This window comes from Phaeovulum sp., assembly GCF_047638075.1.
Classification (GTDB): domain Bacteria; phylum Pseudomonadota; class Alphaproteobacteria; order Rhodobacterales; family Rhodobacteraceae; genus UBA6197.
This window is the reverse complement of sequence record NZ_JBLJBV010000099.1, coordinates 17,607-32,970: the sequence shown is the minus strand read 5'-3', so window position 1 is coordinate 32,970 and position 15,364 is coordinate 17,607. Positions and strand designations below refer to the sequence as shown.

General features: G+C 55.1%; 8 protein-coding genes. 6 read left to right on the top strand and 2 right to left on the bottom strand.

Features of this window, described 5'->3' with window-relative positions; all coding sequences use genetic code 11:
- The first annotated feature begins 54 nt into the window (after positions 1 to 54).
- Positions 55 to 885, top strand: coding sequence for a CpsD/CapB family tyrosine-protein kinase (locus ACM62R_RS14765; RefSeq protein ID WP_415184808.1), 831 nt, complete (start codon positions 55 to 57; stop codon positions 883 to 885).
- 459 nt (positions 886 to 1,344) lie between these two features.
- Entirely contained in the window at positions 1,345 to 1,998 is a 654-nt protein-coding gene (locus ACM62R_RS14760) for a sugar transferase (protein ID WP_415184807.1), read from the top strand.
- Between the two features lie 577 nt (positions 1,999 to 2,575).
- On the opposite strand, the gene ACM62R_RS14755 is transcribed toward ACM62R_RS14760, so the two are convergent.
- Together ACM62R_RS14755 and ACM62R_RS14750 are read right to left on the bottom strand one after the other, a co-directional pair.
- Entirely contained in the window at positions 2,576 to 3,889 is a 1,314-nt protein-coding gene (locus tag ACM62R_RS14755; protein WP_415184806.1) for an HlyD family type I secretion periplasmic adaptor subunit, read from the bottom strand.
- A 5-nt stretch (positions 3,890 to 3,894) separates the two neighbouring features.
- A complete protein-coding gene (locus tag ACM62R_RS14750; protein WP_415184805.1) occupies positions 3,895 to 5,613 on the bottom strand; it encodes a type I secretion system permease/ATPase in 1,719 nt (572 codons plus the stop codon).
- 404 nt (positions 5,614 to 6,017) lie between these two features.
- On the opposite strand from ACM62R_RS14750, the gene ACM62R_RS14745 reads away from it, so the two are divergent.
- From ACM62R_RS14745 to ACM62R_RS14730, 4 genes are all read left to right on the top strand, one after another.
- Positions 6,018 to 6,737, top strand: coding sequence for a fasciclin domain-containing protein (locus ACM62R_RS14745; RefSeq protein ID WP_415184804.1), 720 nt, complete (start codon positions 6,018 to 6,020; stop codon positions 6,735 to 6,737).
- Between the two features lie 351 nt (positions 6,738 to 7,088).
- Entirely contained in the window at positions 7,089 to 12,092 is a 5,004-nt protein-coding gene (locus tag ACM62R_RS14740) for a cadherin-like domain-containing protein (protein ID WP_415184803.1), read from the top strand.
- A 167-nt stretch (positions 12,093 to 12,259) separates the two neighbouring features.
- Positions 12,260 to 13,036 (top strand): glucose-1-phosphate cytidylyltransferase, encoded by a 777-nt coding sequence (gene rfbF / locus ACM62R_RS14735; protein ID WP_415184802.1) that lies wholly within the window; start codon positions 12,260 to 12,262, stop codon positions 13,034 to 13,036.
- Position 13,037: 1 nt separating this feature from the next.
- A complete protein-coding gene (locus ACM62R_RS14730; RefSeq protein WP_415184801.1) occupies positions 13,038 to 15,356 on the top strand; it encodes an NAD-dependent epimerase/dehydratase family protein in 2,319 nt (772 codons plus the stop codon).
- The last annotated feature ends 8 nt before the right edge of the window (positions 15,357 to 15,364 follow it).

The window sequence follows — 15,364 nt, the reverse complement described above, 5'->3', positions numbered from 1 at the left end:
AGCGCGTAGCGGATGACCAAATTGAAGCAGATCTAATCAGCAGAGAATGCAGTAATGGAACGTTTACAATCCGCAATTGACAAGGCAAGGGCGCGTCGCAAAGATGACCGGCCCAAGGGACAGGCTGTCCCGATTGCCGCGCAGCCACACCAGTTGCCCGAGTCGCTGACCCTCGACGCTTGGGCGGGCATCCCAGAGTTTGTTCCCCAACCGGACGTCATGCGCCGTAACCGGGTGCTGACTTTTGCAGGTGGCGGTGAATCGACTCCGTTTGATATGTTGCGCACCAAGGTGTTGCAGCAAATGCGGGCCAATAATTGGCGTCGTCTGGCTGTCACTTCGCCGGGGGGCGCCTGTGGAAAGACCACGGTTTGCGCCAACTTGGCCTTCAGTCTGGCGCGACAATCTGACATCCGCACCCTTATGATTGATATGGATATGCGCCGCCCTGCTTTGGCCCGAACGCTGGGGATTGAACGGGAGGGGTTGCAATTTTCCAAGGCGCTGGAGGGCAGGGCAGACCCGTTGGTGCATATGCGACGGTATGGTTCAAACCTTGCCGTCGGCCTTTGTGAGGCGCCCATACGCGCGCCGTCCGAGTTACTTCAAAGCGACACCGCGCATGCTGTGCTGAATGATTTGGAACGCCGCCTTGATGTTTCGCTGACAATTTTCGACATGCCACCCATGTTGGCAACCGACGATGTCCTGGCCTTTGTCGGTAATGTTGATTGTGTGCTACTGGTTGCGGCCGCTGAGAGCACGACGACCAAGGAAGTGGATATATGTGAGCGGGATCTTGCCGCGCAAACAAACGTTCTGGGTGTTGTGCTAAACAAGTGTCGTTACCCGGAAAACGACCATAACTACGATTACTATGAATAGCTTTCGGTTGTTTTTAAGACGGATAAAACAACCAAAAGCTGTATTATGGATCGCAAACGAGAAGATAGCGATTCTATACACCCTTCGATTATCTATTAACAAAATAAGTCAATAAAGTGACTTTGCTCTCAGATAATTGTATTTTTGCAAGCTTTGCTGCGGGATAGATCGCGTCGGAATCAGTCCCAAAGGTATGGAATTTCATACCGGACCACCAAAAATCCTCATGGAAACAGATATTTAGCGCAATGTGACGCAACCCTGACCTTATGGTATAGTTTACTTTGGTTAGGCGCCCTTGCTACGATCAGGAACCGTGAAGGTTAACAATTTGAGTACGTTAAGTCGTTTTGAATTTGCCAGTAATATCTGCCGTAAAAAGGCGGACTAGATTGATTAGAAACCAGGTTATGAAACTCGAGGTGTGAGATGACCATACACTTGGACAGATTTGCCCACATGGAAAGCGTTGTCAGCACTTCTCATGACGACGTACGGGTGAAGCGCGGATTTTATCGCGTATACGGCAAGCGAGCATTTGACATCTTTTTCACGATCCTGATCGGTCCGGTGGCACTTTTGCTTATCGCCGGGGTTGCGTTGCTGATGGCGGCCAAGGGCATTTCACCCTTTTTCAGCCAGCCCAGGCTTGGAAAAAGCGGTGGTGTTTTTCAGCTGAAGAAGATCCGCACAATGGTGCCCGACGCTGACGCGAAACTGAAAGTGCATCTTGAGAAAAATCCCGAAGCCCGGATCGAGTGGGAAACCACCCAGAAACTGAAAGATGATCCACGGATCACCGCCTATGGTGCATTCTGCCGCAAATCGTCCCTGGACGAGCTGCCCCAGTTTTGGAACGTTCTGAAAGGCGAGATGTCAGTGATTGGCCCGCGCCCGATGTTGGTAGAGCAGCGTTCGATGTATCCGGGAAATGATTACTTTCGGTTGCGCCCCGGCATCACCGGCTCGTGGCAGGTGTCAGATCGCAACGCGTCTTCCTTTGCTTCCCGCGCCCGTTTTGACTCAGAGTATAATAAGAACCTGTCGTTCATGACTGACATGAAAATCCTGTTTCGGACCATACTAGTGATTTTTCGCTGCACCGGTTACTGAGTGGCCGGTGCCGCTGTTTCGAAACTCCGTGCCCAAGGCTGATGTTCAGTTGCGCGGGTTTTGGCGGCTTTTGTCAGCCACGCTTAAATCAGCCACCACGGTAGATCATGCGGCCTCCAGAACGGCGGATATCAGGGCGATTTCGCATCTGATCTGCCGGAATGCCTATGGATGCACGCAGCGTGCTGCGCGGTTGCGTTCTGATGCGGTCAAGTCCAGTCTGGTGGCTGATTGCTGCGCGAACAAGGCTTGCGTTAGTTCCAGCGTCTGGCGTGACGCGGTGCGATTTCACCTCGCCGGATTCGACTTGCCTGTTGATGGTAGTTTAGGTCGATATGCGCGTTAACTGATGATAAAACGCCAAAGCCGCTCCCCCGGACGCACTAAGTGCCGCGTCTTTCTGCCATCCAAACGCGTACCCTTGTTAATCCTGCTTAACGGGGTGTCTCAAGGCCAGAAATTCCCCGCAGAAGTACGCATCCAAAACCGGCGCCAGAAAAGCGTTCGCACAACGCCTGGCGAATATGTGCCGTTTCTGCCTTACTCTTGAATAGTAGCTAAAGCGCTGGCACTGGTTTCAGTCATCGCGAAAGGCGTGACGTAATTGGTCCGTCAGCGGTTTGGTGAGATAGCTGAGGATCGACCTCTCGCTTGCCTGAAGAAATGCCTCGACTGGCATGCCGGGAATCAAATCGACTGCGCCGAGTTTCGACAGCTCTTCTGGTGGAACGCTTAACCCGACACGGAAATATGCCTGCCCGGTGATCGGATCCGCCACCGTGCTGGGGGGGATCATTGCGAGGGTGCCGAAAATCTCGGGCGTGGTGCGCATATCGAATGCCGGGAATACAACCCGGGCACGCTGCCCGACGTAAACCTGATCAATTGATTTCGGATCGACACGGATTTCAAATTCCACACCCTCAGATACCGGCACGACCTGCATGATCGTGGCCTCGGGCGGGACAACGCCGCCGACCGTGGTAACCTGCATTTCGTGGATAATTCCGTCTGAAGGCGCTGTTATCTTGATCCGGGCAAGCTGCTTTTCGATTGAGACGATCTGAAGCACCATTTCTTCGCGTGTGGCGGTCGCTTCGCGTAGTTGGGTTACGACGTCTTCCTTGAATTGGCGTTCAGCCTGAAGAACCTCCATTTCTGCATCGCCAATCGAGTTCCTAATCCCAGACAGTTCAGCCTGGAGGCCCGACAATTCGCCCAGAAAGCCGGATTTGCTGCGTTCAAGCGCAAGAACCTGGCTTTCGCGGGCAAGCCCGCTTTCGTTCAGTTTTCGCGCGCTTTCCAATTCGCGTTCACTATAGCTAAGCTGGTCTTTGGTTGAATCGATCCGCCCCTGCATGCCCTCGATCTGGCTTTGAAGCTGAACGATCCGGTCGGCCAGCTGATCCCGCCGACCTTGCAAAAGGTCTTTGCGCGCGTCAAAAATCTCTTTCTGGCCGGCAAGGTGCCGGTCAAGTGACGCACCGCCAAGCTGCGGCACGGGTTTGGGGGTTTCGATGGTGTCAAGACCAAGATATTCGGCCTCAAGCCTGCCTTCGCGGGCCACGGCCTCGGCCAGACGGTTACGGAAGATATCAAGATTGACGCGCAGCAAAGTTGGGTCAAGCGAAAGCAAGATGTCACCTGCTTTTACAACGTCACCATCTTTGACATAAATCGCATCCACCACCCCGCCGTCCAGGCTTTGTACCACCTTGGGTTTGCCGCGCACCACGGCCTGACCGGGGGCAATGACCGCCCCTGAAATCATCGTGGTTTTCAGCAGGAAAATTACCACCGCCATCATGATGAGGCTAAGCACGGCGCCAAAACGCACAGATGCCGTCAGGTTTGTTTTTGGCGCGATCAATTGTCGAGTTGTTTCTGCCATTGCTTTCATCCGGCCTTCTGTGATGTCGGGCGCATGGCCTGGCGCATGATTTCGTCTTTCTCACCGAAGCGCGCCACTGCGCCCTTGTGCAGGATCATTACCTTGTTCACCGATGCAATCGCACTTGGCCGGTGGGCCATCACAATCACCACACAGCCACGATCACGCAACATCTTGATCGCCTCGGAAAGGGCGTCATCACCGTCACTGTCCAGATTCGAGTTCGGTTCATCCAGTACTACCAATCGCGGCATCCCGTAGATGGCCCGGGCAAGCCCGATCCGCTGGATTTGCCCGCCTGATAGCGGCTGATCGATGTTGCCAATGCGGGCGCCGTAACCCTCGGGCAGGGTCAGGATCATTTCGTGGATACCGGCGATTGTTGCCGCCTCGATGATGTCACGGTCTTTGGCCTTGGGGTCAAACCGGGCGATGTTTTCAGCAATGGTGCCTGGCAGCATTTCTACCGACTGTGGCAGATATCCGACGTGTCGGCCCAGATCCTCTGGGTGCCATTGATCAAGGGTGGCACCATCCAGGCGAACCTCGCCAAGGTCTGGTTTCCAGACACCGACCAACACCTTTGCAAGACTGGATTTACCTGCTGCACTGGTGCCGATCACGCCCAACCCATCACCCGGCTCAAGCGAGAAATTTATCCGATCAAGGATTTTTGTCCGCTCAGCACCACTCGCACGGGCGGGTGCCATCTTGGTTAGTCGAGACACCTGAAAGTCGCCCTTTGGTTCAGGAAGGCGCACAAGCGCGCGTTCAGCAGGTATCAGTGCAAAAGCCTCGCGCAGGCGGCGGTTTGCTTCGCGCGCGCGTCCGATCGAGCGCCAGTTACCGATTACCTGGTCTACAGGTGCCAACGCACGCCCGGCGATGATCGAGGTTGCGATGATTGCCCCTGGTGATACCTCTTGGCGGATGGCCAGGTATGCGCCCAACGTCAGCAGAGCGGATTGCAGCAACAGACGAAAAGCTTTGGAAAATGCCGATATTCCCTCGGATCTATCGCCACCCTGCTGAGATTTCCGTAACGCGAGAGAATGCAGCATGCGCCACCGGCTAACGACCTTGTCCTGCATCCCAAGGGCAAACACGGATTCGGCGTTGCGGCGGCTGCGCTCGATGAAGGCTCGTTCAGCAGAATCCATCGCCATGGATTCGGCAATGGGCTGGCGGGTAATGCGCTGGTTGATCAGTGCAACAACGGCCACCACACCCGCGCCCACGATGGTCAGGTATCCAAGCCATGGGTGGATAAAGAACACCACGCCCAGAAATAACGGGATCCAAGGCAGATCAAACAGGCCCAGAACTGCTGGGCTTGATAGAAAACCGCGCACCATATCAAGATCGCGCACCGGATTGTGCCCGTCGCGGTCGCGCACAACGCCCGTGCGAAGCCAGAAGTTGACGGCCTTGTCGCCCAGTGTTGCATCCAGCCGATACCCCGCGCGCGATAAAATCCGCGCGCGCAGAAATTCGTAGACCCCAAGAAAGATATAAAGAACAAAGGCAATGATGAACAACCCTTGCAGGGTTGCCACAGACCCGCTGGACAGGACGCGGTCATAGACCTGCAGCATGTATATTGGGCCGGTCAGCATCAACACGTTGATGATGGCGCTAAACACCCAGACCTGCGCAAAAGTCCAGTTCAACTGGTGCATTGCTTGGCCGTAAAGATTGCGATTCCGGTTCAGGGATTGCGGCATTGGTTTCCTGCTTTGGCTTCGTTTGATAGCCCGGAAGGCGCCCGCTCAGGCTAATGGTCTCCGGCACTAGTAATAATCTGCGATGACGATACAACAATCTGCACAATAGTGCAGCAATAGTCCCGAATGCTGATAGCGATGTCCTGATATTGTATCGCGCCCTCACCACAGTCCCGAAAACGATCTGTTCGCAATCTGGCCCAGCACTGTTTCAGGGAACTGACGGAATATGGCGCCACACCCGGGTTTGCACAAGTTCACGATACAGTGCCGGCAAAGAATTGCCGTAACCTAGACCGTAGAAAGGCTGATATTCACAGTTTGTGGTCGCATGGCGCATCACATCTACATATGGTTCTATTCTATAGAGCGCAGCCACTTTTTAGGCAGGTTTACGCCGCCGTGTGTTTCGTAAAACATGCGCTTCGGGTTGGATGAGGGCCGAGTGCGCAATGGGAACAGTTTATCGTTTTGTAGAAGGCTTTCTGCCGGCGCAGCAATTTGCCGGTGCAGTGGCAGTTCTTGAGTCGCAGTGCCCCGAAGAAATGCTGCAGGCGCGCCTAAGTAGCGAACGGGTGACCGTTCTGCTTCCTGCCGATAGCGGCCTTGTCCATACTGCGACCGCACTTGGTTATACCGGCAACCTGTCTTCCGAGGCGCTGCGCTATCTGATCGTGAAATCGGCCGAGCAACTGAAAATCTCGCTGATTCAGGCATTGCGGCAGATCGTCTTGGCGCATATCGCGCCCGCTGCCCACGAAGTACCGCAGGATGGGGAAGGTGGCTTGTTGCGAATGCTTTCCGGCGAGAACATGTGGTTGAATAAGTCAACGATCAAGCCGTCTACGGGCAAATGGATGAGCAATCTGATGGTTTCTGACCAGGCGTGCAGTAATGGCTTTGTGCATGTCATTTCGCACATCATCTTACCGGATGCGCTAAGAATGCCCCGGATCTCTTCTCACCCGGACGGGTCTTCTGCACCGCCGCAAGATGAGTTTCGGGCCCGCCACATAGAAATACCGGTTGTTCGTCCCGCGCCCGTGACTTCGCATATGCCGCAGCTTATTCTGGATACGGACGGCGATACCTTTCGCTTCAGCCTTGATGAGCCACGTCGCTGATCCGCCAGCCAAGTTTTGCATGGTCCTCGGTCTGGCGGTCCCCTTGATTCAATACATGGTTTTTCCTGAATAAATACTATGCGTGCGATCATACACCATTAGGATTAGTATTTTAGACAGCCAACTATTAGATGGATATATGCCCATCCAAGAAAATATACCTTTATAGTTGTTTTTCCGATATTAAAGCAGCGATAATTTTTTTCCTTACTACAATGGAATGTATTTGCCCTGATTGTTTTCCCCCCTGTAAACCCCGTAGCGATTTCGGGCTTATGGACTTTGATGAAAGGGTGACTCAGTGTATCCTTTTTAGAAGGCTACGGCTGAATAGGAATGGGTGGGGCAATCATGGCGGCTTCAGACGATTTTGCTGACGGCACGTTGGACGCAGTTTGGCGGATTGAGGGGCCATCTGGGGTGAGCTCTGGGTTGGGCGTCAATACCACGGATGCTTATCTTGCCCTGACCACGCCTGACGGATCTTACGACGTATGGGATGCCAATAACGGTGCCCGCGCGATGCAAGACACTGAGAACGCAGATTTTCAGATCGAAACACGGTTCCTTAGTCAACCTACTGAAAAGTATCAGATGCAAGGGCTTTTGGTTGAGCAGGACGCCGAAAACTGGCTTCGGTTTGACACATATTCAGACGGAAAAAGGCTTTATGCTTTTGCTGCAATCACGCTGGACGGGGTGTCGTCCAACGCCTTCAAGGTGGCGATCCCCGAGAATATTGCCCCTTATCTACAACTGACGCGGGCTGGCGATCAGTGGACGTTTGCCTATTCGCAGGATGGTGTTGTCTGGACGACAGCGGGCAGTTTTAGCTACGCTATGGATGTGACGTCTACCGGAGTGTTCGCTGGAAATACTGGTGCTGCGACCGGTTTCACGGCGCAGGTTGATTATTTTGAGAATACCGCGCAGCCGATTTTAGATGAAGACGGTATAATTCCGGTGATCAATATCGCGCCAGAGGCGTCTAATGATGCGTTGGGCACCCCTACCGATACTCCGCTGACGTTTACCGCAGCAGACTTGTTGAATAACGATAGCGATGGCAACGGCGATCCCTTGACGGTTGTTTCCGTTACCCAGCCTGGCCATGGCGCGTTGGTTGATAACGGTAATGGTTCATTTACCTACACGCCGGCTGTTGGGTTTGAGGGGGTGGATAGCTTTTCTTATACGGTGTCTGACGGCATCTTGACCGATTCTGCTGCGGTTCGGCTTACAATTGGTAATCCTGCTGGCGCGGTTTCGGATGACTTTTCGGGTGCCACGCTGGGCTCTGAATGGGAATTTTCGGGTATTGCGGGGTCTGCGGTACTGGGGGTTTCAGATACGGATGCATTTGTGTCCATCACCTCTCCGGCGGGGGTGCAGGTCAGTGCGTCAGATGTGTTGACGACGCCGCGTCTTTTGCAGGCCATGGCGGATACGGATTTTCAGATCAGTGCCGGGTTTTTGGATGAGCCGGGAACGAAGTTTCAAGAACATGGCCTGTTGGTCGTGCAAGACAGTGAAAACTGGATCCGCTTTGATCTGGCCTATAACGGCGGGTTGAAGTTGATCGTGGGGCTGATCGAAGATGGAGTCACGACCTATCCGCTATTTCAGAAAATTGGCTCGGGGTTGGTGTCAGACTTTCGGATCACTCGCAGCGGCGATACTTTCCAGTTTGAGTACAGCCAGGACGGCCAGAACTGGACCGTCGCACATACCCTGACCCGCGCGATGACGGTGGCCGAGGTCGGCGTGTTTGCGGGCAGTACACTGTTTGACGGGCCGCCGCCGGGTTATGTCACAAAGGTCGATTATTTTGAAAATTCCGCCACGCCGATCGTGAACGAAGACGGTAATGTAATACCACAAGCCCATGCGCCGGTAGCTGGTGATGATATGCTAAGCACCGCACTCGACACGACTCTAAGCTTTACTGCTACTGAGCTTTTGGCAAATGATACTGATGCCAACGGCGACACGCTAAGCATTTCGGCCATAACCCAACCCCTACATGGTGTGGTAAGCGATACCGGTAATGGCACCTATAGCTATACGCCGGCGTCCGGCTATTCCGGCCCAGACAGCTTTACCTACAGCGTAAGCGATGGGGCGCTTTTTGATATTGCTACCGTGACAGTCTCGGTTGCCGGTGCGCCACCGCCGGTCAGCGACCTTGCGTCGGATGATTTTTCCACAGGGGTGCTTGATCCCGTCTGGCAAATTGCCGGACCAGCCGGCGTTTCGGCGTCAGTTGCCGCCAACGCCACCGATGCCTATCTGGCGCTTGTATCGCCTGATGGCAGCAATGACGTCTGGAACACGAATAACGGCACCCGCGCAATGCAGGCGATTACCAACGATGATTTCCAGATTGAGACACGCTTCTTAAGCCAGCCTACCGCAAAATTCCAGATGCAGGGCCTTTTGGTTGAACAGGATGCGGGCAACTGGGTCCGCTTTGACACCTATTCTGACGGTAAAAACCTTTATGCGTTTGCAGCGGTCACGGTAAATGGCAAATCAACCGCGCAATTCAAGGTGACGGTGCCGGGTGGCGATGCCCCCTACCTGCAAGTGACCCGCGATGGCGATCAGTGGACGTTTGCCTATTCGACGGACGGCGAGACCTGGACAGCCGCAGGCAGCTTTAGTCACAGCCTCGTAGCCTCGTCGGCTGGGGTATTCGCGGCCAATACCGGGGCGGCGTCAGGTTTCACGGCGCTGGTCGATTATTTCGAAAACACCGCATCCCCGATCATGAACGAAGACGGGAATATCGTGCCCGTGAACGTGGCGCCCGTGGCGGGGGATGATGCATTTAGTACCGCACATGACAGCCCCCTCAATTTCAGTGCGGCTGATTTGTTGGCCAACGATACCGATGCCAATGGTGACGCGCTAACTGTTGCGGCAATCAATCAGCCCAGCCACGGCACGCTGATCAATCATGGTGATGGCACCTACACATATGCACCTGCGCCCGGCTATTCCGGCCCGGACAGTTTCACCTATACCGTGACCGATGGCACATTTGCCGATATTGGCGCTGTGGCCATTACCGTGACCGCAGAGGGGCAACCACCGACGGAGCTGACATCTGACGATTTTGCGGCGCCCGCTCTTAACCCCGTCTGGCAAATTGCCGGACCAGCCGGCGTTTCGGCGTCAGTTGCCGCCAACGCCACCGATGCCTATCTGGCGCTTGTATCGCCTGATGGCAGCAATGACGTCTGGAACACGAATAACGGCACCCGCGCAATGCAGGCGATTACCAACGATGATTTCCAGATTGAGACACGCTTCTTAAGCCAGCCTACCGCAAAATTCCAGATGCAGGGCCTTTTGGTTGAACAGGATGCGGGCAACTGGGTCCGCTTTGACACCTATTCTGACGGTAAAAACCTTTATGCGTTTGCAGCGGTCACGGTAAATGGCAAATCAACCGCGCAATTCAAGGTGACGGTGCCGGGTGGCGATGCCCCCTACCTGCAAGTGACCCGCGATGGCGATCAGTGGACGTTTGCCTATTCGACGGACGGCGAGACCTGGACAGCCGCAGGCAGCTTTAGTCACAGCCTCGTAGCCTCGTCGGCTGGGGTATTCGCGGCCAATACCGGGGCGGCGTCAGGTTTCACGGCGCTGGTCGATTATTTCGAAAACACCGCATCCCCGATCATGAACGAAGACGGGAATATCGTGCCCGTGAACGTGGCGCCCGTGGCGGGGGATGACCAGTTGTTGGTGGCGGTTGGAACGCTGTTGACCTTTGATGCTGCAACCTTGTTGGCAAATGACACGGATCTAAATGATGATGCGCTTGGCATCGTCTCTGTGACTCAGCCAGGCCACGGAACACTGACCGATAACGCGGATGGCACATTCAGCTATCTGCCTGTGGCGGGCTGGGAGGGTACTGATACGTTCACCTATACCGTGAGCGACGGAGATCTGACCGATACGGCCGAGGTCAGTATCGTGGTCGGGAACCCGGTCAATCTGTGGTATGGGCCCAACCAAAGCTTTGGTGCGCCGGGCGAGGGGCAAGAGTGGATCAATATCCTTGGTAATGTTGCCGGAGATGTCGCCTCGCTGAGTTATTCGCTGAACGGTGGACCGGCCAAGCCGCTGTCCTTGGGCGAAGATACGAGGCGCTTGCACAATCCCGGTGATTTCAACGTTGATATCGCCTATGGCGCGCTTGACGGATCGAATGTTGACGATGTGGTAACGATTACTGCGACCATGACGAACGGGCAGACCTACACCCGCACTGTCACCGTCGATTACGAAGCAGGTCATGACTGGGCGCCTGACTATGCGATCGACTGGGCAACCGTCACAGATATTCAGGATGTGGTGCAGGTGGCCGATGGCACCTGGGCTGTTACCTCTGATGGCGTGCGGCCTGTGGATACTGGCTATGATCGCCTTTTGGTTTTGGGGGATCAAAGCTGGGATAATTATGAATTGAACCTGACCATCACCATGCACGATCTTCACAGCGTTGATCCGCGCGGGCGCGATGGGGGCGGCTTTGCCATTGGAATGCTTTGGAACGGTCATAACGACAGCCGTTTTGGCAATATGCAGCCACATAGCGGCTATGAGCCGGGGGCCGCGTTCTTTTATACTGACCTGTTCAAAAGTCATAGCTACGACAAATTCTCGCAGGTGCTGGGCAAAACCAATTTCAGCCTGGACGAGGGGGTAACCTATAATTTCACGGTCCGGGTCGAACAGGTCGGGCTTTATGATCGGCAATACAGCCTCAAGGTCTGGGAGGAAGGCAGTTCCGAGCCGGTGGGATGGACGCTGCAAACCATTGAAACATTTACGATCAGCGAAGCCCCGGCAACGGGGTCGATCTACCTCAACGCCCATTATTACGACGTAACTTTTGGTGATATCCTGGTTAGTGAAATTACCGGGCGCGATATCATCCAGGGAACGGACGCCGATGAACGTTTGGCGGCCGTTGATCTTGGCACAGCTAACCCCGGTGCAGGCGAGATTGATGTGTTTGTTGGGGGCGGCGGTGCGGATACCTTTGTTTTCGGTGACGCGAACGGGGCCTATTACAACGACGGTGATCCAGCCTCCTCCGGGATCGAGGACTATGCCTTTGTGTGGGATTTCAACTCAGGCACCGATATCATTGAACTGGCGGGAACGGTGGCCGACTATACCTTGACCAGCGATGCGGCTGGCCTGCCCGATGGCACCGCAATCTGGCTGGCGGGACAGCCCGGAGAGGCAGATGAATTGATCGGAGTGTTGAACGGAGTTTACGGGCTTAACCTTTCGTCGGCCAATTTCCAATTTGTCGATCTGGCTATTTCCTAATGTTTTCTTGCCTTAAGAAGCTATCTACGGTTTCATTTGTTTATGATTCGGGCGTGCGTCAAGGGTCGCGCATTTCATCGCCCTGCCTCCCTTGCCGGAGTGCCAGCCGCAGAGGGTGATTTGTTTAGCCGTATCTTTCCAACCCCAAAACATCGGAGAAAAGTTTTATGAAAACTGCGATTCTCGCCGGTGGTAAAGGCACACGCCTTGCCGAGGAAACAAGTGTTCGCCCGAAACCGATGGTTGAAATTGGCGGTAAGCCGATCCTGTGGCACATCATGAAGATCTATTCACATTTCGGGTTCAACGATTTTTCCGTGGCGCTGGGCTATAAGGGTGACTTCATCAAGCGCTACTTTGTCGAATATGGCACGCTCGCGGGTAATCTTTCCATTGACATGGGTAGCCCGGATCCGGTTCAGCGCCATGAGCCAGACCCCTCGCAATGGAAAATTGACCTGATCGAGACCGGCGATGAAACTCTTACCGGTGGCCGTGTCAAACGGCTGAAACCCTATCTTGGCGATAAAACCTTCATGCTGACCTGGGGCGACGGCGTGTCGAACATCGACATCAAAAAGCTGATCGCGTTTCATAAATCGCACGGTAAGCTGGCGACCGTATCAGCGGTGCGGCCACAGGCGCGGTATGGTCACATGCGGTTTGACGGTGATCGGGTAACCGCGTTTGAAGAAAAACCGCAAACCGCTGAGGGCTGGATCAACGGCGCTTTCTTCGTGTTGGAGCCGCAGGTCTTTGACTATATCGAAGGTGATCAGGTGATGTTTGAACATGCACCGTTGGAAAACCTTGCGCGGGACGGGCAGCTGATGGCCTATCGCCACGAAGGTTTCTGGGCGGCGATGGATACGCTTCGTGACAAGCATGTGTTGCAAAAGCTCTGGGATTCCGGCGACCGCCCCTGGGCCGTGTGGGAGAAATAAGATGCGTGTAATGGTGACAGGCCACCGCGGCTATATCGGTACCGTGCTGACGCCGATGCTGAAAAGCGCGGGGCACGAGGTGATGGGTATTGACAGCGATCTTTATGAGCGCTGCACCTTTGCGCCGGGTGGCGAAATGCCCACGGTGCCGACGCTTCTCAAAGACATCCGCGATGTCGTTCCCGCCGATTTTCTGGGCTTTGACGCGGTGCTGCATCTGGCGGCGCTGTCAAATGACCCGCTGGGGGATTTTCGCCCCGAAACCACCTATGAGATCAACTACGAAGCCACAATGACCGTGGCCCGCGCCGCCAAGGCGGCCGGGGTGGCGCGGTTCGTGTTTTCCTCGTCGTGTTCAAACTACGGGGCAGGGGGCGCGGATTTCATCGACGAAAACGGCGCCTTCAACCCGGTCACGCCCTACGGTGAAAGCAAGGTGAAATCCGAACTGGGGTTGGCCAAGTTGGCGGACGACAGTTTTTGCCCAACGTTTTTGCGGTCCGCCACCGCTTATGGCGTCAGTCCGCGAATCCGGTTTGATCTGGTGTTGAACAACCTCGTGGCCTGGGCCGTGACGACCGGGCAGATCCATATGAAATCAGATGGCACCCCCTGGCGGCCCATCACCCATGTCGAAGATATCAGCCGCGCCTTCATGGCAACGCTGAACACGCCGGTAGAGCGTATCCGCAATGAGGCCTTCAATGTCGGGATCACGGCGCATAACTATCAGATCAAGGAATTGGCGCAGATCGTGGCAGATATCGTGCCGGGCTGCAAAGTGACATTTGCCGACGACGCGGGGCCCGACAAGCGGTCCTACCGCGTCAACTGCGACAAAATTCAGCGCGTGATGCCAGACTTTCAGCCGCAATGGGACGCCCGAAAAGGCGCGCAATCGCTGTATGAGGCGTATAACGCCCAACATCTGACGCTGGAGGAATTTGAAGGCCCGCGCTACCAACGCATCGGCCATATCAAGAAGCTGATCACCGATGGCATCATTGATACCGCCCTGCGCCACACGCCAAAGGCGCTGGCAGAACGTGCGGCTGATCCGCAAGACATCACCCCAGATTTTGCCTCTGATGCCGCACAGGTTTCGTGCATTTCCTGCGGGCACAAGGGCTTGCAGCCAATCCTCGACCTTGGGCTTATGCCGCGTTCGGATGGGCTGTTGGATGTGGCGGCGTTGGGGCGGCGCGAGTCATTGGTGCCGCTACGGTTGGGCTATTGCCCGGATTGCGCCTTGGTTCAGCTGTTGGAAACCCGCCCGGCTGAAGAAATGTTTGGCGATGATTATCTGTATTTTTCGTCCTTTTCGGAAGACTTGCTGAAACACAGCCGCGACAATGCGTTGGAGTTGATCCAGATGCGCGGCCTTGGCGCTGATAGTCTGGTGGTCGAGATTGCCTCGAACGATGGCTATATGCTGCAAAACTTCAAGGAAAAGGGAATTGGCGTTCTGGGTGTGGACCCCGCCAGACAACCCGCCAGTGCCGCGCAGGCCAAGGGCATTGACACTGTGGTCGATTTCTTTGGCACCCGCGTGGCCGATAGCCTGCGTGCCAAGGGGCGCCGCGCGGATGTGATCATTGCCAATAACGTTGTGGCGCATGTGGCGGACCAGAACGACCTTGTGGCCGGGTTTGCCGATTTGCTGGCAGATGATGGCATGGTGGTGGTCGAATTTCCCTATGTGCGCGATCTGATCGACTACATCGAGTTTGACACGATCTATCATGAACACCTGTGTTATTTTTCAGCCGGTTCCGCCAAGGCGCTGTTTGAACGCCACGGGCTCTATCTGAATGATGTGCGCCGTCTGCCTATTCATGGCGGCTCCTTGCGGCTCTATTTTGGTAAGGTGGCCGCGCCCTCTGCTGCGGTTGGCGCGATCCTGAAGGAAGAGGCTGATCTTGGCCTTGATCGTTATGACTATTACGCCAGCTTTGGTGCGCGGGTGCGTGATTTCCGCGACCGGGCACGGCAGTTGATTGGCAGCCTGAAAGCCGACGGCAAACGCATCGCGGCCTATGGTGCTGCGGCCAAGGGCACGATCATGCTGAACTTTCTCAACCTCAATGACCGCGCGATCGAATATGCGGTGGACAAGAACACCCATAAGCAGGGCAAATACATGCCCGGAGTTCGGGTGCGGATCGACGATCCGGCGCGGTTGGCCGAGGATCGGCCCGATTATGTGATGATTCTGCCATGGAATTTCCGCGATGAGATCATCCGCCAGCAGCAGGCGTTTTTGAAATCGGGCGGACGTTTCGTGGTGCCGATCCCCGACCTTGAAATCGTCAAAGGCTAAACCGCAGG

Coding starts and splice junctions, on each gene's coding strand:
- ACM62R_RS14765 (WP_415184808.1), top strand. CDS start 55: ATGGAACGTTTACAATCCGCAATTGACAAGGCAAGGGCGCGTCGCAAA.
- ACM62R_RS14760 (WP_415184807.1), top strand. CDS start 1,345: ATGGAAAGCGTTGTCAGCACTTCTCATGACGACGTACGGGTGAAGCGC.
- ACM62R_RS14755 (WP_415184806.1), bottom strand. CDS start 3,889: ATGGCAGAAACAACTCGACAATTGATCGCGCCAAAAACAAACCTGACG.
- ACM62R_RS14750 (WP_415184805.1), bottom strand. CDS start 5,613: ATGCCGCAATCCCTGAACCGGAATCGCAATCTTTACGGCCAAGCAATG.
- ACM62R_RS14740 (WP_415184803.1), top strand. CDS start 7,089: ATGGCGGCTTCAGACGATTTTGCTGACGGCACGTTGGACGCAGTTTGG.
- rfbF (WP_415184802.1), top strand. CDS start 12,260: ATGAAAACTGCGATTCTCGCCGGTGGTAAAGGCACACGCCTTGCCGAG.
- ACM62R_RS14730 (WP_415184801.1), top strand. CDS start 13,038: ATGCGTGTAATGGTGACAGGCCACCGCGGCTATATCGGTACCGTGCTG.